We start from the raw sequence: 21,599 nt of genomic DNA, 5'->3' as shown, positions 1-21,599 counted from the left end.
CGTGCCCAGCCATCTCTTCTGGCGTTTCACACTTGCGATAATCCGTGTCCTATCTCTCATAACCCAGCGAAAAATAGGCCATATGTTTAAATCTTTGATAGCTATCGCTGTTAATCAGAGATGAGGATTTACAATCGCGGTAGAAAATTGACGATCCAGGAGTTATGACATGAGTGTTAAAGGAATTACCCCGCAGGAGCTCGCCGCCTATGGCATCCATAACGTCAGCGAGATTGTTTACAACCCAAGCTATGATTTACTGTTCCAAGAGGAGACAAAACCCACGCTGAAAGGTTACGAGCGCGGAACCCTCACCACCACGGGAGCAATAGCGGTCGATACCGGTATCTTTACCGGCCGCTCACCGAAAGACAAATACATCGTCCGCGATGCTATCACGCAAGATACCGTGTGGTGGGCGGATCAGGGCAAAGGTAAGAATGATAACAAACCGTTGAGCCAAGAGACCTGGAGCCACCTGAAAGGGTTGGTGACCAAACAGCTATCTGGCAAACGTCTGTTTGTTGTCGATACGTTCTGCGGCGCAAACGCCGATACCCGTTTGCAAGTTCGTTTTGTTACCGAAGTGGCCTGGCAGGCGCATTTCGTCAAAAATATGTTTATTCGCCCAACCGATGAAGAGCTGGCTCGTTTCGAACCTGACTTTATCGTGATGAACGGCGCTAAATGCACCAATCCGGACTGGAAAGAGCAAGGTCTAAATTCAGAAAACTTTGTCGCATTCAATCTGACAGAGCGTATGCAGCTAATTGGCGGCACATGGTATGGCGGCGAGATGAAAAAAGGTATGTTCTCAATGATGAACTACCTGCTGCCACTGAAAGGCATTGCGTCCATGCATTGCTCGGCGAACGTCGGCGAAAAAGGCGATGTGGCCATCTTCTTCGGCTTGTCCGGTACCGGTAAAACCACGCTGTCTACTGACCCGAAACGCAAGTTGATCGGCGATGATGAACACGGCTGGGATGATGACGGCGTGTTTAACTTTGAAGGCGGCTGTTACGCCAAAACCATCAAGTTATCCGAAGAAGCAGAACCCGATATTTTCCATGCGATTAAACGTGATGCCTTGCTGGAAAACGTGGTCGTGCTGGCTGATGGCACCGTTGATTTCAACGACGGTTCTAAAACTGAAAATACCCGTGTTTCTTACCCGATTTACCACATCGAAAATATCGTTAAACCGGTGTCTAAAGCAGGCCATGCCACCAAGGTTATTTTCCTAACCGCCGATGCCTTTGGTGTATTGCCACCGGTATCACGCTTAACGGCTAACCAGACCCAGTATCACTTCCTGTCTGGCTTTACTGCCAAACTGGCCGGTACTGAGCGTGGCGTGACCGAACCAACACCAACCTTCTCCGCCTGTTTTGGTGCCGCGTTCTTGTCGCTGCATCCAACACAATATGCAGAAGTGCTGGTGAAACGTATGCAAGCGGTGGGTGCGCAAGCCTATCTGGTCAACACTGGCTGGAATGGTACTGGCAAACGTATTTCCATCAAAGATACCCGCGCTATCATTGACGCCATTCTGAATGGTGAAATTGATAAAGCTGAAACCTTCACCCTGCCAATCTTTGATCTGGCGGTGCCAATGGCATTACCGGGCGTAGATCCCGCCATCCTTGACCCGCGTGACACCTACGCGGATGTCGCGCAGTGGCAAGAGAAGGCCGAAGACTTGGCGAAGCGTTTCACCACCAACTTCGATAAGTATACCGATACCCCAGCAGGGGCGGCATTGGTTAGCGCAGGGCCAAAGATCTGATTTAGATTTGGTTTTGTAAGTATATAAAGGGGCACATTGGTGTCCCTTTTTGTTTTTCACAAATCAGAAATGGATTAAATCTGGTTTGGTCATTGAGAGATCAAATTCGGTTGTTGTTTGTTCTGTGACCCGGTTCGGTTGTTAAAGCAACTGAGAACCAACCGCCAAAGAGGTTACAAGCGCGTACCTTGGAACCCCTGCGCCGCTTACCCACTGCGCGGGTACCCTCACTCATCATTCAACTGTTCAAATGTGCTTTTAACATCAAGGTCAAAACCATGGTTTTGACCTTGAGCGCAATAGGGAAGATTACCGACAAAGACAATGGCCCGAGTGAGCCGCCATGCCCTCCTGTTCGGTTGAGGCTACGGAGGTATATTGGTCACTTAACTCATATCAACCGAAACCTGATCCGATCCCATCATAACCAAACCTAATCACACTACTGCTGGTGGCTTAGGCTTAACATCCAACGGCAACGGAATATAGGCCCGAATTCGTAACCCGCCGCGCTCGCTGGTGCCGATATCAAGTGAACCGGCGTGCGCATCAATGATTCGCTGCACAATGGCCAAACCCAGCCCCGTGCCGCTGGTGCTGCGCGCACTATCGCCACGCACAAAAGGTTGGAATAAATGCTTCAAATCTTCCGGCTTGATACCCGGCCCATCATCTTCTACCTGGAACCAGGCCCGCTGTAGCTCAGTACCGCTACTCACTTTTATCCAACCATTGCCGTAACGAGCCGCATTCACGACCATATTCGCCAGCGCACGTTTAATCGATAACGGATGAATATCCACCAGCACCTCGCCATCACATAAACCTGTCTCAATCACCCGCTCGTAGCCACTTTCTGCCGCAATCACTTCACCTAATGCTGCATTGAGATCACTGGTTTCAGTGGGCATCTCCTGTCCGGTGCGCAGATAATCAATAAACTGCTCGATAATCGCATTACACTCTTCGATATCTTTATTGATTGATTCAGAGAGATAACCGTCGGCTTCACTCATCATTTCAGTCGCCAGACGAATGCGCGTTAACGGTGTCCGTAAATCATGGCTGACACCGGCCATCAGCAGTGTGCGATCATCTGCCAGCAATTTAACCCCAGCAGCCATCTGGTTAAACGCCCGGGTAACTGAGCGCACTTCAGAAGCGCCGTACTCCCGTAAGGGCGGCGGAATAATGCCTTTACCTACCTGCATTGCCGCATGTTCCAGTTCCACCAAGGGGCGATTCTGGATACGGATAAATAGCCAGGCACCGCCCACAGCAAGCAGCATAATTGCCAGCGTATAACGAAATAGTGGCGAGAAATCGCCTTGATGAATCTCGGTTAATGGCACCCGCACCCAGATATCTGGCGACAACCAGGTTTTCAGCCAGACAACGGGGGAATTTTTATTCACTTCGACACGAACATCGGTTGGCCCACCCAGTTGTTGGGCCATTTGGTCACTGAGAAACTTGTAATGCTGTGCCCAACGCAGGCCACTTTCCTCTGCCGCGGCATTGGTATAGAGCGAAATCCCCAATTCACGGTAAATCTCACGCCGAAACGCTGGCGGGACTTCAAGTAGCGTACCATCCTCCAGTTGCAGCCGGTCGGTCATCAGCATACGCACTTCGTATGCCAACACCTTATTGAACTGCTGCAAACTGGGCAGAATAGCGAAATTTAACACCACCAAATACGTCGTGACCAAGCTGACAAACAGCAAGGTCACAATCAGTAATAAGGTTCGGGCAAATGAGCTACGCGGAGAAAAGCGCCATCGCTTCATTCTTTACTGCCGTCCGGTACGAATACGTAACCTAAGCCCCATACGGTTTGGATATAACGTGGATGTGCCGGATCTTCTTCTACCATGCGGCGCAGGCGTGAAATCTGCACGTCAATGGAACGTTCCATCGCACTGTATTCACGGCCACGAGCCAGATTCATCAGCTTATCCCGTGACAATGGTTCGCGTGGGTGGCTCACCAGCGCTTTAAGTACCGCGAACTCACCACTGGTCAGTGGCATCGGCTCGTCTTCACGGAACATCTCGCGGGTACCCAGATTGAGTTTGAACTTACCGAACGCAATAATCGCTTCTTCCTGAGAAGGCGCACCTGGCAATTCGTTCGCCTGACGGCGTAATACCGCACGGATACGAGCCAGCAATTCGCGTGGGTTAAACGGTTTAGGAATGTAGTCGTCAGCGCCAATCTCCAGCCCAACGATACGGTCAACTTCCTCGCCTTTCGCCGTCACCATGATGATCGGCATCGGGTTACTTTGACTACGCAGACGGCGGCAGATAGACAACCCATCTTCACCGGGTAGCATCAGATCAAGTACCATCAAGTGGAAAGACTCACGGGTTAGCAAGCGATCCATCTGTTCAGCATTGGCAACGCTGCGCACCTGGAAACCTTGTTCTGTCAGGTAACGTTCTAATAGCGCACGCAGGCGCATATCGTCATCAACGACCAGAATCTTGTGATTCTCTTGCATTTTATTACTCCCAAAGGCCGTATTGCCCGAATCTGCACATTGTTAGAAAAACTTACTCTAACAGACAACAATTAATGGTATACATTCTAGTCGAAATTGTTACAAAGCTTATTGTCGGGCTTAATTATCAACACTTTCATCAAATGGGCGGTAGCGAATCGCTAAAATCCAGTAGGTGACTTCGCCATTTGGCGTCTGGACGGTAACCTCATCATCGACCTGTTTACCGATCAAAGCACGGGCCACTGGCGAATCGATAGAAATCCATTTTTTCGCCGGGTCAAACTCATCCGGCCCCACCAGCCGGAAGGTTCGCTGCTCTTCTAATTCATTTTCTACCCGTACCCAGGCACCAAAAAAGACTTTCCCTTCCTGACGTGGGTCCGGATCGACAATTTTCAGCACCTCAAGGCGTTTGGTTAAAAACCGCACCCGGCGATCAATTTCCCGCAGACGCTTTTTGCCGTAGATATATTCAGCATTTTCCGAACGATCCCCCATCGCCGCCGCTTCAGAAACCGCCTGCGTCACCACTGGGCGCTCTTCCCGCCACAAGTAATGCAGTTCACTATCCAGCGCCTGCCAACCTTCGCGGGTAATGTAGTTGCTTTTAGCCATTCGCTCATCCAATCAATATGGTTGGGTTTAATACCACGCAATATAACGCAATAACGAAACTTTCTGCCAATAAGTTGATTTTCTCATTATCCAATGGGTTGCCCCCACTCTCACGTTACACCTTGTTCGCAAGGGAGCTGTAGTTTCTCTCATTTGAAACTGGCGGTGTTGACTTTTTAACCAGTGAGTTTTAGAACGGAAAGTGAGTCGCCGAAGCTGCCAGCAACGAAATATCATTTGCCAGTATTCCTGCGACTCAGCGCTATGGTTACCCCTATAGTGGCCGTTATGGCAAAGCCTGTGCCGATATTTTGGGGCCACGTTTACAACGGGATTTAGATACCAGTTTGATTAACCTGGCCTCGCTGGGGGATCAATTTCATTTATTTTATCGGGGAATAAGCATTTTTTATGTCAATAAACAATTGCCTTTCCCTCGCCTAAAAATGGATTGGTTGCACGGTGTGTAACCTCGGCAGCATAAACCGAGCAAAGATTAGGAGGAAAGTATGCTATTGAAAAACTCAGTCAGCATTGAGCATGTTCAGGAACACAGGTTGCGCCTGACTTCAAGGCTACAGGTTGTCGAGTTGCTTGACACCGATATCAACACTTTTTTTACCTCCCAGCTTTCAGCCCATAGAGATCCTGAACGGGCACTGCAAGAAGCGGGTTGTTGCGAGGAATTCAGCAACAATTTTATCGCATTTCTTGACCAGAATATGATGCTTTACCCCTTTCCCCCCGATGCCGATTACATTGCTGCCAGCATGGCCGCTGAAGCCATTAATAAAGAACTGAATCTTTGGGCCGACGCCTTATATTTTGATCCATTTTGGCAAAAGATGAATAATCCAGACTCTCCTAACAATCTCAATACTCTTTACGCTTGGGCAATTGAGAATTATCACCATACCCACAGTGTTATCCAACATTTAGGCACCGTATTAGCCCACACCAATGAGCCATTACTGATTAATAAGTGCATAGTTCATTTATCAGAGGAATGGGATCATCCCTATTTGTTTAAAGTCAGCGCAACGCGTTTTCGACATGCTCATCAATTGCCAGCATTAGAAGAACACTTATTGCCGCTACCCAGCACCCAGGGCATTCGCCGGTTCTTGCAGATGGCAGCTAAACAGCACCCTTTCATCTATAAGAGTTGCGTGGCCGTTCTGGAGAAAACGGCGCGGCGAGTTGAGGAAACTCGCCAGTTTTATCACCATGTGGCGGCTCAACATGCTTTGCATAACGATGTTGTCATGCCGCTGATAGCACATGCCGAAACCGATGAAGAGTATGACCATCTCAATTCATTAAGTTTATTCTCAGCTTGCTATGGCGCCTTGCCGATAACCATTGCCGGGGCAGCATTGAGATTCGCCTGTGGTTTTACTGAAGCGCTTTATCTCTGGCAATGCCACCTACTGGATGTTTATTTGCATCAACCCCTGGGTGAAGGCCACCGTAGCCGTCGATCTGCTTAGGCCACTCATTGATGCGGTTATGGAAACGCCCTCAACCGATGCAGCCAATTGCTGTCATTTTTGTTGGCTCCTCTCTGGCTTATTATGTGCTGATGACGACGTTTTCCACTTATCTCCATGAACATTTACGTTTTCCTATTACCACTGTCAGCGCCATTATGTTTGGCTACATTTTAGTTTCACGGTTATCCAAAGTGGCGCTGGGGCCGTGGTTTGATCGCCTGACTTTTCGTTCTGGCCTGATTTTCGCACTAGGTATCGCCGCCAGTGGCTTTTTATTAGCATCGTCGAACTCTCTCATGGGGAAATTCGCCCCTTGGTGCCTGTGTATCGCTGGAGTGGGTGTGTCCTCAGTTGTCTTACTGACTCAGTCCTTTATTGCCAGCCAGAAACAGCTTCGGTCGCACAATGCGGCAAGCTCGGCTGATTACTCCTTTCTCTATATCTTAATGAATGGCGCTGCATTGATTGCCCCTATCATCGGCTTTGAAATACTGCGCTATTGGCCCCAAGGGTTGTATTGGATTATCGGTGGCCTCTATATATTATTGCTGGTCTATTGCCTGGCATACATCTCGGGGTCTGAGTGCAAACCGCTCCCAGCTCCGCACCTGGCACTCGCTGACTGGCTCAAGCCCTTTAAAAATCGCAATTACTGCCGCTTCCTGCTGGTCAACAGCTTGTTATGGATGCTGCATGCCCAACTTTATTCCACCATCCCTCTCTATACCCGCGAGACATTGGATGACGAAAGTAATCTGACACTGTTTTTTATCGTGGAAGCGCTATATGTCATGGTGTTGCAGCATTGGGTCAGTCTCTATATTAATCAGCATATCCCAGCTTATTATCCTGCCGTCGCTCTGATGTTATTCTCTGTTTCTTTTTTCCTGATTTATCTTGCTCAGGATATGGTGCTGATTCTATGGGCGGCGGGGGTTTTCTCCCTGGCTCTTATGGTGTATATGCCCAGCGCAGATGCAAATAATGCTGCATTTGCCGAGCATGACCGTTTCGCTACCTATTTTGGTTTGCTATCACTGTCAGCGACACTGGGTGATTCGTTAGGCAATATTCTGGGGATGAGGTTGTTGGCTTTCCTGCTGCAAAGTGGAAATGTCTCACTATATTTTCTCTGGCTCTCTGGGCTCGCCGCGATAACCGCAGTACTGGCAATTTTTTGCCGCAATCCGTATAACTGTCATTAGCCGTTTCCCCTACTCACTATCAGAATTGACATCAGACTTATGAATGAACAACTGAGCCGCATTATTGCAAGCGAAATACAGGCGCGACCGGAGCAAGTTAGTGCCGCGATACACCTGCTGGATGAAGGTAATACCGTGCCATTTATTTCACGGTATCGTAAAGAAGTTACCGGCGGGTTGGATGATACCCAATTGCGCCAGTTGGAAAGCCGTTTGGGTTATTTGCGTGAGTTAGAAGACCGCCGCCAAACCATTCTTAAATCCATTGAAGATCAGGGCAAGCTCACCGAGCAACTGGCCGGGGCCATCAATGGCACCATGAGTAAAACCGAGCTGGAAGACCTGTACCTCCCTTATAAGCCAAAGCGCCGTACCCGTGGGCAGATTGCGATTGAAGCCGGTCTGGAACCCTTGGCAGACAGTTTGTGGCATGATCCACAACAAGACCCTGAACAGGTTTCCCTCACCTATATTGATGCCGATAAAGGTGTGGCTGACACTAAAGCGGCACTGGATGGCGCACGCTACATCCTGATGGAGCGCTTTGCTGAAGATGCGTCCTTACTGGCAAAAGTGCGCCAGTATTTGTGGAAAAACGCCCATCTGGTGGCCAAAGTGGTGGAAGGTAAAGAGCAGGAAGGGGCCAAATTCCGCGATTACTTTAACCATCACGAGCCAATCGCTCAGGTGCCTTCTCACCGTGCGCTGGCGATGTTCCGTGGCCGTAATGAAGGTGTGCTGCAACTGGCATTGAATCCTGATCCGCAGTTTGATGAACCACCGCGAGAGAGTCAGGGTGAGCAGATCATTATCAATCATCTGGATTTGCGGCTAAATGGCGCGCCAGCAGATGCCTGGCGCAAAGCCGTGGTCAACTGGACGTGGCGCATCAAGGTGCTGCTGCATCTGGAAACCGAGCTGATGAGTACCCTGCGTGAACGTGCTGAAGATGAAGCAATTAACGTTTTCGCCCGTAATATGCAAGACCTGCTGATGGCCGCACCGGCGGGAATGCGCGCCACAATGGGTCTCGATCCTGGTCTGCGCACCGGGGTAAAAGTGGCCGTGGTTGACGCAACCGGGAAGCTGGTCGCCTTCGATACCATCTATCCTCACACCGGCCAGGCAGCAAAAGCCGCCGCCGTGGTCGCCGCGCTGTGCATCAAGCATCAGGTTGAATTAGTGGCTATTGGTAACGGCACCGCGTCACGGGAAACCGAACGCTTCTTTACCGAACTGCAACAGCAGTATCCGGCGGTTACCGCGCAAAAAGTGATTGTCAGCGAAGCGGGGGCGTCCGTTTATTCCGCCTCAGAGCTGGCAGCGCTGGAATTCCCTGACCTGGACGTTTCCATTCGTGGGGCGGTTTCCATCGCTCGCCGCTTGCAAGACCCATTGGCCGAACTGGTGAAAATCGATCCGAAATCTATCGGTGTCGGCCAGTATCAACATGATGTCAGCCAAAACCAATTGGCGAAAAAACTGGATATGGTGGTGGAAGACTGCGTAAACGCCGTCGGTGTAGATCTGAATACCGCATCAGTGCCATTGCTGGCCCGAGTAGCCGGTTTAACCCGCATGATGGCGCAAAACATCGTGAATTGGCGTGATGAAAATGGCCGATTCCATAACCGTGACCAATTACTAAAAGTCAGCCGTTTGGGGCCAAAAGCCTTCGAGCAGTGTGCGGGCTTCCTGCGTATCAATCATGGCGACAACCCGCTGGATGCCTCAACCGTTCACCCGGAAGCCTATCCGGTGGTCGAGCGTATTCTGGCCGCCACCGAGCAAGCATTGCAGGATTTAATGGGGAATTCCTCGGCGCTGCGCAATCTGAATGCGCGCGATTTCACCACCGAGAAGTTTGGTGTCCCGACGGTCACTGATATTCTGCGTGAGCTGGAAAAACCGGGCCGTGACCCGCGCCCTGAGTTCAAAACCGCCACCTTCGCTGAAGGTGTGGAAACACTCAACGATCTGACGCCGGGCATGATCCTTGAGGGTTCTGTCACCAACGTGACCAATTTTGGTGCCTTTGTGGATATTGGTGTTCATCAGGATGGCCTGGTGCATATCTCTTCACTGGCCGATAAGTTCGTCGATGACCCGCATAAAGTGGTGAAAGCTGGTGATATCGTCAAAGTGAAAGTGATGGAAGTGGATTTGCAGCGCAAGCGCATCGCACTGACTATGCGCCTTGATGAACAACCGGGTGAAAGTGGTTCGCGCCGGGGTAGCAGCAGCGACAGTCGTGGCAGCACCGGTAATGATAACCGTGGCGCTGGCCGCCCGCGTAACGCGAATGACTCAAGCAACCGCGCTCCGGCAAAAGGGCGAGCAGACAGCAGCGCAGGTGGCAATAGCGCCATGAGTGATGCACTGGCCGCGGCCTTGAAGAAGCGTTAATCGTTTATAGCAGGGCCGCAGTTCAGACGTTGTGGCCCTGCTTTATTGGCTTATTGCCAATATTCTCTCCTGCCGAGCGTTTTTTCATATCCTTTTCTTCTATAAAACCCATAAATAATTCTTTAAATCAATTAACGGGCAATTATTTTTCCTGCGGATGATGATAAGTCATATCGAATTTTCTGGCTTTATTTAACATTCCATTTAACAAATAGCAGCATAATGGGGTCTACTATTACGATGATTTTATAAATAGTTACGATAGTATTCCGCATGTTAATTAGAATTCTAATGTTAATACCCTAATCTCACGGTGATTCTACTATGTTATCTGACGCTCTTTTCACGTACAGATATAAACTTATAGAAACAATTAGTTAACTGATTTAACTCATCGTTCTCATTTGCGATTATTGCAGTTTGATGGTAAAACAAGCGTAAATAGAAATCAGACTCATTAATTATAAAAATAAAACTGTAACGAATACTTACCTTTCAGTATTCAACCTGAGTTGAACATGAAAACGATTCTTACTATTATTATTTTACCCATTAGCTTTTAGAGTATAATCACTCTAGATTCTGGTTCGCCAATGCGTTATCACGAGAGGCTTACATGCATCTTATCCCGCAACGCTCCTACAAAATCGTTGGTTTCTCCCCTGAAATCAGCCCGGCTTACCGGCAGAAACTGCTGTCACTGGGTATGTTACCTGGCTCCTCATTTAATGTTGTTCGCCTCGCCCCATTAGGTGACCCCATTCAGATAGAAACCCGCAGAGTCAGTTTAGTGGTACGCAAAAAAGATTTAGACCTGCTCACGCTGGACCTGCAACCCTAATATTTCGGGTTAACATCTTCTTTTGGCTGCCAGGTCGGGTGTGAACCCCCCTGCGGAGCCTGATTTTAATTTATTGATATCACGTTGGATCATGAAAGCACTCACCATTGGCTTGATCGGTAACCCTAATGCGGGTAAAACCACACTTTTTAACCAGTTAACTGGCGCACGACAACGTGTTGGTAACTGGGCGGGGGTCACCGTTGAGCGCAAGGAAGGCCACTTCAACACGGCGCAGCATCAGGTGACATTGGTCGATTTGCCAGGAACCTACTCTCTGACCACCATTTCAGAGCAAACCTCGCTAGATGAGCAAATTGCCTGTCACTATATTTTAAGTGGCGAAGCAGACCTGCTGATCAACGTGATTGATGCCGTCAATTTGGAGCGCAACCTCTACCTGACGCTGCAACTACTTGAGTTGGGCATCCCCTGCATCGTTGCACTCAATATGTTGGATATTGCCAAGAGCCAACATATTGAAATTGATATAAAAGCATTATCTCAACAACTGGGTTGCCCGGTTATCCCGCTGGTTTCCACCCGTGGGCAGGGTATCAATGAATTAAAAAGCAGTATTGATGAGTTTCAGCCCGCCACCTTTAGGGCATTAGTCAGCTATCCGCCGGTTCTTCTCACTGAAGTCGAAAAGCTCGTTCAGGAAATGCCAGAAGCATGGCCGGTTCAACAGCGCCGCTGGCTGGCACTGCAAATTCTCGAAGGTGATATTTACAGCCTGGCGCGGGCCGGTGTGGCCCCCAATCGGGTTGAACAGGCGCGCCAACAACTGCATGAATCTCAACACGAAGATCCTGAGTTGGTGATCGCCGATGCCCGCTACCAGAGTATTGCCCGCATCTGCGACGCGGTCGGTAACTCACAACAGGCGGAGCCAAACCGCCTGACGCAAGCCCTGGATAAGGTGATCCTTAACCGCTGGCTAGGGGTGCCGATATTCCTGTTCGTGATGTATTTAATGTTCGTATTAGCCATAAATATCGGTGGCGCGCTGCAACCTATTTTTGATATCGGCTCAGCGGCTATCTTTATTCAAGGACTACAATGGGTCGGCCATACCTTGCACTTTCCGCAGTGGCTAACCGTATTCCTCGCTCAAGGGGTGGGGGGCGGGATTAATACCGTGCTGCCGCTGGTGCCGCAGATTGGCATGATGTATCTGTTCCTCTCATTTTTGGAGGATTCCGGCTACATGGCGCGTGCTGCTTTCGTGATGGACCGCCTGATGCAGGCATTAGGGTTGCCGGGCAAATCATTTGTACCACTGATTGTCGGTTTCGGTTGTAACGTGCCGTCTATCATGGGCGCGCGGACACTGGATGCACAACGTGAGCGGTTGATTACCATCATGATGGCTCCCTTTATGTCTTGTGGCGCACGGCTGGCTATCTTTGCCGTATTCGCCGCCGCCTTCTTCGGCCAGGACGGGGCCAGCATCGTCTTCTCTCTTTATCTGCTCGGTATCGTGGTAGCCATCCTCACCGGGCTGGTACTGAAATACACCATTATGCGTGGCGAAGCTTCCCCCTTTGTGATGGAGCTGCCGGTCTACCATGTGCCCCATCTGAAAAGTTTGTTACTACAAACCTGGCAACGGCTGAAAGGCTTTGTGCTGCGCGCCGGGAAAGTCATTGTGATCGCCAGTATCTTCATTGGTGGCCTGAATAGCTTCTCTTTCAGCGGTAAAGCGGTGGATAGTATCAATGACTCTGCACTGGCTTCCGTCAGTAAAGTGCTAACCCCCTTACTGACACCGATGGGGGTTCATGCAGATAACTGGCAAGCGACCGTCGGGCTGGTGACGGGTGCGATGGCGAAAGAAGTGGTGGTAGGGACGCTAAACACCCTCTATACCGCTGAACAGATCAAAAATGAACCCTTTGATGCCGAGAACTTCAATTTACTGAATGAGTTGTCCGGCGCGGTTCATACCACCTGGCAGGGCTTAAAAGATACCTTCAGTCTCAGCGTATTAGCTAACCCGATTGAAGCCAGTAAAGGCGATGGTGAGATGGCGACCGGCTCAATGGGCGTGATGAGCAGCAAATTTGGCTCCAGTATTTCGGCTTACAGCTATCTGATATTTGTGCTGCTGTATGTGCCTTGCGTCTCTGTTATGGGGGCGATTGCGCGTGAAACTAGCCGAGGTTGGATGACTTTCTCGATCCTGTGGGGGCTGAATGTCGCTTATTCTCTGGCAACGCTGTTCTATCAGGCAGCCACCTTGCGCGACCATCCACAGCAGAGCATAAGTATTATCGCGTTGGTGATTGTGATTAATGCGCTGATTCTGTTTGGATTACGCCGCGCGCGCAGCCGGGTCACCCTCAGATTACAAAACAGTCAACCAACCAGTTGTTGCCAAAATTCAGGCAATGACTGCCACTGATCGTTTTCAATAAAACAGGAGACGCAATGGCCAGCTTACTACAATTACGCGATGCAATTGCCCTCAGCGGCAGCATTGGCGCAAGCCAGCTCAGCCAACAGTTAGCAACGCCTTTATCTCTGGTTGAAGCCATGCTGGAGAAGCTCACGGTGATGGGCAAGATTGAACGTATTGAGCAGGATAGCAGCGGGTGTCTGACAGGCAGTTGTAAGCATTGCTCTGAAGGGCACAATCAATGTAACACTGTGATTTATCAGTTAAAAGACCATCATTAAAACAAAGTGGAGATGCCCGAGGGCATCTCCGGCTCATGGCTATTTGTACACATCAGCCGTCGCATCAAACTTCTTCTTCTCGAGCTCAGCAGTGATCACATAGTACTTACCGCCCTTCTCATCTGCCAGTTTCGATAATTCTTCTTTTACGTCCATTGGCGATGTAGCTTCGCCAGAGCTGGAAATAGTGCCGATTTTCTCGTAATTTTTCGCTTCTTCTTTGGTAATTTCTTTAGCTGCCATTGCACCGAAAGAAACTCCCGTTACCACCAGAGCTACCGCCAAATTTTTCATAAACTTCATACTGAACACCTCGCAATTGAATGATTAATGCGTATCTAAAAATCTCAGCGCAACAATATAATATTGATTTAATTCAGATGGTTGGCTGACGTAGTGCGAAACTCAATTCTCGCCCCACAACCCCAGAGAAACGGCCTCAAATGAAAGTGTCATTGACACCTTCAATGAGTCACGTCCGATTTAACCTTTTTAATTATTGAGCAGATTCGATATTTAGCCATTAAATAACTGATTAAATCCAATTGGCTTATTCATTTCGGTGCTTTCCTGTCGCTGGAGTCACGTTAAAGTGCGTTAATCACCCCAGAACTACACGTAATTCTGTTGCGAAAAGTCCAGGATTAGTTTTGTAAAATCATCAGGATGAGAAACAAATGGCGCATGAGCTGCCCCTTTCATCACCACGGATTGCGAGTGTGGCCAGGCGTGGTCTAACAACGCGGCAACTTTACGTGGCACCAAACCGTCCAGGTGACCATAGATACGCATAAAAGGCTGCGTGTAATTGGACAACTGCGCACGTAAATCCGCCGTTCGCAGAATTTCCAACCCACCGTTCAGCACATCAGATGCTGGCATTTGATGTGTCAAAACAACCGCTTTCAACAAGCGTGCATCTTGGCGCGCACTTTCCGTACCCAACGTTTGCAGCGCCAGAAAACGTTCAACCGTACGCTGAAAGTCTTCGCTGAGTTGCTGCTGGAACCCTGCCAGCACTTCCGGCCGGATACCGGGCCATTCATCATGAGCGGCAAAACACGGTGAAGATGACACCGTAATTAGCCCGTGAACACGTTCCGGATGACTCAGGGCAATTTGGCTAGCCACCAGCCCTCCCATTGACCAGCCAAGCCACAATGCCTGTGGTGGGGCCGGTTCTAAAACTATCCCAGCCATATCAGCCAGTGACATTGGGCCAAAATCGCTGCTACGACCGTAGCCGGGAAGATCAACTAAATGCAGACGAAAATGCGGCGAAAGTCGATCAATTATGCAACGCCAGACCTCGCTATTCAGCCCCCATCCGTGCAACAACACAAGATCGCAATCGCCTTCACCGCAGGTATACCAATAAAGCTGTTTCATACGTTAATATCCTGTTGCCTTAGCCTCGTCATATATCATTTATCAAGGAAGATAACCATGCTAACCATCGTCAGCCGGTGTTGGCTATGCCAGCAGTCGTTATACCACCCCCTACATGGCATATGCTGTTATTGCCGACACAACTTACCTGTTTTACCGCTTTGCTGCCCCCGTTGTGGTTTACCCGCAAGCCACGCCGTTCTACCTTGTGGCCGCTGTCTGAACAAATCACCCCGCTGGCTGAGTATCACCTTTGTTGGTGATTATGCCCCACCACTGAGCGGGCTGATAAAGAAACTTAAATATGATGGCGTGATGCAACTCGCACCGGTATTGGCGCGTTTACTGCTACTGCGCTGGCTTGATGCCTGGCGTGCAGGCAATGTCATCCGCCCGCAACAGATTATCAGCGTACCTCTACATCATGGGCGTTGCTGGCGGCGTGGATATAACCAAACTGACCTGTTGGCACGCCCATTGGCTCACTGGCTTGGTTGCCACTATAGCAACAAGACATTACAGCGAATACGCGCCACGCCGCCACAACAGCAATTGAAAGCCACAGCTCGGCGCAGAAACCTGCGGGGAATATTTCGTTGTACTGAATCTCTACGGGGCCAACATATTGCTTTGCTGGATGATGTTATGACGACCGGCAGTACACTGAATGAGATTGCCAAGCTACTATGGGCGCAGGGGATCGCCTCATTGCAGGTTTGGTGTATCTGCCGAACCTTGTAGTCACCCCAACAATGGGCGTATTATAACCGACAAGAATAGTCAACTATTGAGCAGATGCCATGATCACAATAACAGACGCAGCACAATCCCATTTTGCCAAACTGTTGGCAAATCAAGAAGAAGGCACCCAAATTCGTGTATTTGTTATCAACCCCGGTACACCAACCGCTGAGTGCGGAGTGTCTTACTGCCCACCGGATGCCGTTGAAGCGACAGATACCGTACTGAAATTCGAGCAGTTATCAGCGTATGTTGATGAACTGAGTAAACCTTATCTGGAAGACGCTGAAATCGATTTCGTGACGGACCAGCTAGGTTCTCAGCTAACACTGAAAGCCCCTAACGCAAAAATGCGTAAAGTGGATGACAACGCGCCGCTGATGGAACGGGTTGAGTATGTTTTGCAATCGCAGATTAACCCGCAATTAGCGGGTCACGGTGGTCGTGTAACACTGATGGAAATCACACCAGATGCCTTGGCTATTTTGCAGTTTGGTGGCGGTTGCAATGGTTGTTCTATGGTCGATGTCACCCTGAAAGAAGGCATCGAGAAAGAGCTGTTGCAGAAATTCCCAGAATTGAAGGGCGTGAGAGATTTGACCGAGCATCAGCGCGGCGAGCACTCTTATTACTAATTATCCTGCGTCCTTGGTGCTACAGCTGTGTTAGCGGCGCTCGCGCACCCGAGTCACTGACCTGAGTCAGCTCATCGGGACTTGCTCGTTTGCTGCCTTGCTGTAACACCAATGACTTTGGCTAATATTAGACGGCTAGCAAACCTTATCCTGCGTCCCTGGCGCTACAGCTGTGTTAGCGGCACTCGCGCACCCGAGTCACTGACCTGAGTCAGCTCATCGGGACTTGCTCGTTTGCTGCCTTGCTGTAACACCAATGACTTTGGCTAATATTAGACGGCTGACAAACCTTATCCTGCGTCCCTGGCGCTACAGCTGTGTTAGCGGCGCTCGCGCACCCGAGTCACTGACCTGAGTCAGCTCATCGGGACTTGCTCGTTTGCTGCCTTGCTGTAACACCGATGACTTTGGCTAATATTAGACGGCTAACAAACCTTATCCTGCGTCCCTGGCGCTACAGCGGCGCTCGCGTACATCGCTTGAAGTATGTCTTTTGACGTTGAGCGCAGTCAGGAATATTGCCGACAAACGGGATTGTTAAGGGTACGCGCCCACGCACCCTTAACTGGTTGAGGCATCAAGGGTTGTGTGAGCGCCAATCTCATGTCAACCGAACCATCACCTAATCATCCTTTGTACGACCTAAAAGATCACCCCGCCGAGACACGCTTGCGGCGCTTATCCAAATCTTTCAATAAGCGATTAATCTGGCTGTCAGCAAACATCTCTTCCAACGTTACACTCAGTTTGCGCCGCCAGTTTGGATATTCATCACTGGTACCGGGGATGTTAACTGGCGTCGCCATATCCAGCCAGTCTTCGGGTTGCAACCCCAATAAGGCGCTGGCGCTGTCTGCAACATAACGTTGTAAACCACGATTGAGCACCGGACTCATGACAAGTAACGACGCTTTATGGCCCACTTTTTTCGGCACACAATCATAATGATGCAACCCTTCCAGCAAACCTTGTTTCGCACGTTCCCGATCAAGATAAAGTTGCTTTAATATCTGTGGGTCCGGATATAACCCCAGCTTATTCCCTAAGGTCAGGTCATCACTTTGCCAGTAACCACGTAGTGTCGGCAGGTCATGGGTGGTAATGGTTGCCATCGCTTGTACCGGGTAAGACTGTGGCGCGCGGAACGTGTTTTCGCTGTCGTGTTCAAAATAGAGCACTTTATAGGAATACACCCCGCTGTCGCGCAGCTTACCGACGATCTCTACCGGCACCGTGCCTAAATCCTCACCGATAACCATGCAGTGGTGGCGCTGACTTTCCAATGCCAACACCGCCAGCAAGTCGTCCACCGGGTATTTTACGTAAGCGCCCTGATCGGCAGTATGCCCATAAGGTATCCACCATAAACGCAACAATGCCATGACATGATCAATGCGTAGCGCGCCACAACTGGTCATATTGGCACGCAGCAAATCAATAAACGGCTGATAGGCGCGAGCGGCCATCACATGCGGGTCCATTGGTGGTAGCCCCCAGTTCTGACCCAGCGGCCCTAAAATATCGGGGGGGGGCGCCTACCGAGGCTTTCAGGCAATATAACTCGCGATCACACCAGGTTTCCGCCCCGCCTTCTGCCACTCCAACCGCCAAATCACGGTACAAACCAATCGGCATTTTTCGCGTCTGACTGTCGCGAAAACAGTCGTCAAACTGGCTGGCCGCCAACCACTGCAACCACAGATAGAAGTTCACGTCATCGGCATGGTCGCGGCAAAAATCAACCACAGCACTGCTGTGACCGTCACGATACTTCTCTGGCCACACCGGCCAGCCCCACATCATGGGATCGTTTTCACTCAAATGGGCATGTAACGCATCAAAGGCCGCCTGTTGATGCAGGCTGCTTCCGCCCTGCTCAACAAACTGGCGGAATGCCTGCACCCGCATATCTTTTGCTTTGCGCGCGGTAAACAGGGGAAATGCCAGACGCAGAGCGGTCAGCTTGAATTGCATCACCTGCGGATAATCAACCCACTCACTGGCACGGGCTTTAGCCAGTGCGCTTTGTGTTTCGGGTTGATGCCACCACATCTGAGCCGCTTCGCTGTGCTTGAACTCATCCACGCAATTGACGTCGATATAAATCACATTCAGCCAACGCCGTGAAGAAGGGCTATAAGGGCTGGCACTGTGGGGATTAGCCGGATATAACGCATGTATCGGATTTAAACCAATAAATGCACCGCCACGTTCCTCCACCTGCCCCAACATTTGATTTAAGTCGCCGAAATCACCGATACCCCAGTTGCGTTCAGAGCGCAAAGTATAGAGTTGGACGCAGGCTCCCCACAGTTTTTTCCCTGCCAACAACGCATTGGGTTCATAGCAGCGTTTCGGGGCCACTATCACCGAGCACTGCCACTGCTGTAAGCCTTGTTCCAGAATCAAACGGTGATAACCCTGAGGCAACGATGCTGGCAATGTCAGCGTTTTCTTGGCACTGATACGCCCTTGGTGCAACTCACCTTTTTCTGTCTGTAACTGCCAGTGATAATCGCCTGAACCCGCCATTGGCAATTGCATCGGGCTGCCAAAAGTAAATACTTTCACCACCGGTATAGGTGTGCTTTCTGTCTGAGAGTGATCAAGGGCGCACGCACGCCCCATAGCCGCCAACAACTGCTGTTTGGTTTCCGGCAAAATAGCCTGTGGCTTACCATGAGCATTAATGTAATTGGCGGCTATCCCTGCCAGTGTTGCTGCTTGATCGAGCGATTTACGATCCATGCAGTCTTCTCCTTAACGTTTGGCTTGCCAGATTCGCGTTTGATAATCGCGAATTGAACGGTCAGAACTGAACATCCCTACCCGGGCAGTGTTAAGAATGGTACGGCGGGTCCATTCATCCTTATCACGGTACAGGGCATCAATTTGTTTCTGCGCCTGACAATATGAAGCGAAATCAGCCAGCACCAGATAAGGGTCGCCTCCTTCCACCAGGCTATGCAGCATCATGTCAAATGCGTGTTTGTCGCCTTGGCTAAATGCACCATTGGCCAGCTCATCGAGAAGACTTTTCAGATGTGCATTCGCTTTTAAGTACTTCTGTGGCTTATAACCTTTGGCCAGAATGCTTTTTACCTGTTCAACGGTATTACCGAATATAAAGATATTCTCGTCGCCCACCTGTTCAGCTATTTCAACGTTAGCACCGTCCAGCGTGCCAACCGTCAGTGCGCCATTGAGTGCCAGTTTCATATTGCCAGTACCAGAGGCTTCTTTACCGGCAGTGGAGATCTGCTCAGATACATCCGCCGCCGGGATCATCAACTCCGCAACTGAAACTTTGTAATCTGGGATAAAGACCACTTTCAGACGATCTTTAACGATCGGATCGTTGTTAATTTTATCTGCCGCCTGATTGATCGCATAAATAATATTTTTAGCCAAATAATAGCCCGGTGCGGCTTTAGCCCCAAACAGGAATACACGCGGGGCGATATCCAACGCAGGGTTATCGCGGATCTGGCGGTACAGCGATAAAATGTGCAACAGGTTCAGATGCTGACGTTTATATTCATGCAACCGCTTAATCTGCACATCAAAGATGGCATCCGGATTAATCACCAGCCCCATCGTCCGTTTAACGTATTCAGCCAACTTAACTTTGTTGTCATATTTAATCTGCTGATAGCGAGTGCGGAACGCCTTATCTTCGGCATAAGGCTCAAGCCCGGCTAATGCATCCAGATCATTGGCCCACTCCACTTTCAGCGTTTCATCAATCAGGCCGGACAACGCCGGATTGCACTGTTTCAACCAGCGGCGCGGCGTAATACCATTAGTCACATTGTGGAATTTATTTGGCCATAATTGATAATATTCTGGGAATAAATCTTTGATAACCAGGTCTGAATGCAATTGCGCCACACCATTGACCGCAAAACCGCTGACCACACACAAGTTAGCCATCCGCACCTGTTTATTGTGATGAACTGCTAGCTTGGCCCAGACAGCATCATCGCCCGGCCATTGTTTATCGACCAATTTCTTAAACTGCGCATTGATCTGTTTGATAATAACGAAATGGCGTGGCAGTAAGCTGCGTACCAGTTTTTCATCCCAGCACTCAAGGGCTTCTGGCATCAGAGTGTGGTTGGTATAGGCGAAAGTTTTACGGGTAATCGCCCACGCCGCATCCCAGCTCAGTTGATGTTCATCCAGCAATATGCGCAGCATTTCAGGAATGGCGATGGTCGGGTGAGTATCATTCAACTGAATAACTTCATAATCAGGCAATTCAGCCAGCTTGCGGCCCGCCAGATGGTGCTTACGTAAGATATCCGCCACCGAACAAGCGCACTGGAAATATTGCTGCATCAGGCGCAGGCGTTTACCCGCCAGATGGTTGTCATTGGGGTACAGCACTTTAGTCAGCTTTTCTGCTTCAACGCCATTTTTCTCGGCCAGCAGGAATTTACCGTCATTAAAATTAGTTAAATCAAATGGATGCCGATGAGTTGCCTGCCATAACCGCAATGGTTGTGTCACCCCATTACGAAAGCCCAGCACCGGTAAATCCCAGGCTTCACCGCGCAGCGTAAACTCAGGGTGCCACTGTTGGCGGCCATCAGCCTGTTTCTCCAGTTTGCCACCAAAGCCAACATCTACCGCCAAGGCCGCATTGTGGCGGAACCACGGATAGCTCTCGCGCAGCCAATTATCTGGCGCTTCCTGTTGCTTGCATTCACTGAACGATTGGCGGAACAGGCCATATTGATAGTTCAGGCCATAACCGGTGGCGGGCTGTTCAACTGTCGCCATCGAGTCAAGGAAGCAGGCAGCCAAACGGCCAAGGCCACCATTACCCAATGCGGGGTCGGTTTCCTGCTCTAACAGGTCACTCAGATTAACCTGCTGCTCAGCCAGCAGCGCCTCGACCTGGTCATACCAACCCAGGTTAATCAGGTTATTGGCGGTTAAACGGCCAATTAAAAACTCCATCGAAATGTAGTTAACATGACGCTGCACTTTTTGGTTCTTGCCCGGTGCCGGTTGCGCGGATAATTGTTCGGCTAACGCTGCGCTGACCGCTTCCCACCACTGATGCGGGGTCATTTGCTGCGCGCAGGTTAGGCCAAAGCGCTGCCATTGGCGGGTCAGTGCGGCCAGGAAATCGTCCTTTTTAAGCATAGGCTGTGACATAGGGAGGTCTCTATCCTGTGAGTTGGGTAATTTTACCCTTATCCTGCCAATGAGAATGGGCAAGAGCATCATCCTGCCGGGGGATTAGCTGGGGATGAGTCGCAGGGCGTAGCTAAAATTGTGATCCG

At 50.0% G+C, this 21,599-nt stretch carries 15 protein-coding genes and 1 pseudogene; 9 read left to right on the top strand and 7 right to left on the bottom strand.

The genetic code is table 11. From position 1 onward, the window contains the following. Positions 1-169: 169 nt before the first annotated feature. The gene (gene pckA, locus AT01_RS13235; protein WP_042547484.1) at positions 170-1,789 is read left to right on the top strand and encodes a phosphoenolpyruvate carboxykinase (ATP); all 1,620 of its coding nucleotides are present in this window, start codon (positions 170-172) and stop codon (positions 1,787-1,789) included. Between the two features lie 437 nt (positions 1,790-2,226). Here pckA and envZ read toward each other — a convergent pair whose 3' ends face one another. The 3 genes from envZ to greB form a co-directional block, all read right to left on the bottom strand. After that, positions 2,227-3,579 carry a two-component system sensor histidine kinase EnvZ gene (gene envZ / locus AT01_RS13230; RefSeq protein WP_042547483.1) on the bottom strand — a complete coding sequence of 451 codons (1,353 nt, stop codon included), beginning with the start codon at positions 3,577-3,579 and terminating at the stop codon, positions 2,227-2,229. Next, the gene (gene ompR, locus AT01_RS13225; RefSeq protein ID WP_004702194.1) at positions 3,576-4,295 is read right to left on the bottom strand and encodes an osmolarity response regulator transcription factor OmpR; all 720 of its coding nucleotides are present in this window, start codon (positions 4,293-4,295) and stop codon (positions 3,576-3,578) included. The genes envZ and ompR overlap by 4 nt, the downstream gene beginning before the upstream one ends. Positions 4,296-4,415: 120 nt before the next feature. Continuing rightward, the gene (gene greB / locus AT01_RS13220) at positions 4,416-4,913 is read right to left on the bottom strand and encodes a transcription elongation factor GreB (RefSeq protein ID WP_004702192.1); all 498 of its coding nucleotides are present in this window, start codon (positions 4,911-4,913) and stop codon (positions 4,416-4,418) included. 509 nt (positions 4,914-5,422) lie between these two features. On the opposite strand from greB, the gene AT01_RS13215 reads away from it, so the two are divergent. From AT01_RS13215 to AT01_RS13190, 6 genes are all read left to right on the top strand, one after another. Beyond that, the gene (locus tag AT01_RS13215; RefSeq protein WP_042547482.1) at positions 5,423-6,403 is read left to right on the top strand and encodes a hypothetical protein; all 981 of its coding nucleotides are present in this window, start codon (positions 5,423-5,425) and stop codon (positions 6,401-6,403) included. Between the two features lie 11 nt (positions 6,404-6,414). Further along, positions 6,415-7,611, top strand: a complete 1,197-nt coding sequence (locus AT01_RS13210) for an MFS transporter (protein WP_235427138.1) — start codon at positions 6,415-6,417, stop codon at positions 7,609-7,611. Between the two features lie 39 nt (positions 7,612-7,650). Continuing rightward, a complete protein-coding gene (locus AT01_RS13205) occupies positions 7,651-10,017 on the top strand; it encodes a Tex family protein (protein ID WP_042547480.1) in 2,367 nt (788 codons plus the stop codon). Positions 10,018-10,633: 616 nt separating this feature from the next. Next, positions 10,634-10,858 carry a ferrous iron transporter A gene (feoA, locus tag AT01_RS13200; RefSeq protein WP_004702177.1) on the top strand — a complete coding sequence of 75 codons (225 nt, stop codon included), beginning with the start codon at positions 10,634-10,636 and terminating at the stop codon, positions 10,856-10,858. A 91-nt stretch (positions 10,859-10,949) separates the two neighbouring features. Then, on the top strand, positions 10,950-13,265 hold the full coding sequence (gene feoB, locus AT01_RS13195; protein ID WP_042547479.1) for a Fe(2+) transporter permease subunit FeoB: 2,316 nt from the start codon (positions 10,950-10,952) through the stop codon (positions 13,263-13,265). A 26-nt stretch (positions 13,266-13,291) separates the two neighbouring features. Next, complete coding sequence (locus AT01_RS13190) at positions 13,292-13,540, top strand: FeoC-like transcriptional regulator (protein WP_042547478.1); 249 nt, start codon at positions 13,292-13,294, stop codon at positions 13,538-13,540. A 39-nt stretch (positions 13,541-13,579) separates the two neighbouring features. Here the strand turns inward: AT01_RS13190 and AT01_RS13185 are convergent, their stop codons facing one another. Together AT01_RS13185 and bioH are read right to left on the bottom strand one after the other, a co-directional pair. Continuing rightward, positions 13,580-13,843, bottom strand: a complete 264-nt coding sequence (locus AT01_RS13185) for a YdgH/BhsA/McbA-like domain containing protein (RefSeq protein WP_042547477.1) — start codon at positions 13,841-13,843, stop codon at positions 13,580-13,582. A 309-nt stretch (positions 13,844-14,152) separates the two neighbouring features. Then, positions 14,153-14,929: a pimeloyl-ACP methyl ester esterase BioH gene (gene bioH / locus AT01_RS13180; RefSeq protein WP_042547476.1), complete on the bottom strand. Its 777-nt coding sequence runs from the start codon at positions 14,927-14,929 to the stop codon at positions 14,153-14,155. A 57-nt stretch (positions 14,930-14,986) separates the two neighbouring features. Here bioH and gntX point away from each other — a divergent pair, with 57 nt between their 5' ends. Continuing rightward, a complete protein-coding gene (gntX, locus tag AT01_RS13175) occupies positions 14,987-15,670 on the top strand; it encodes a DNA utilization protein GntX (RefSeq protein WP_042547475.1) in 684 nt (227 codons plus the stop codon). A gap of 59 nt (positions 15,671-15,729) precedes the next feature. Then, the gene (gene nfuA / locus AT01_RS13170) at positions 15,730-16,305 is read left to right on the top strand and encodes a Fe-S biogenesis protein NfuA (RefSeq protein WP_004702162.1); all 576 of its coding nucleotides are present in this window, start codon (positions 15,730-15,732) and stop codon (positions 16,303-16,305) included. A 650-nt stretch (positions 16,306-16,955) separates the two neighbouring features. On the opposite strand, the pseudogene malQ reads toward nfuA, so the two are convergent. After that, positions 16,956-19,053, bottom strand: a pseudogene (gene malQ / locus AT01_RS13165) (4-alpha-glucanotransferase). A 12-nt stretch (positions 19,054-19,065) separates the two neighbouring features. Then, on the bottom strand, positions 19,066-21,471 hold the full coding sequence (malP, locus tag AT01_RS13160) for a maltodextrin phosphorylase (protein WP_042547474.1): 2,406 nt from the start codon (positions 21,469-21,471) through the stop codon (positions 19,066-19,068). Positions 21,472-21,599: the final 128 nt, after the last annotated feature.

The organism is Yersinia aldovae 670-83 (genome assembly GCF_000834395.1).
Classification (GTDB): domain Bacteria; phylum Pseudomonadota; class Gammaproteobacteria; order Enterobacterales; family Enterobacteriaceae; genus Yersinia; species Yersinia aldovae.
Note: the sequence above shows the minus strand (reverse complement) of the source record. Positions and strands in the feature narration are given on the sequence as shown.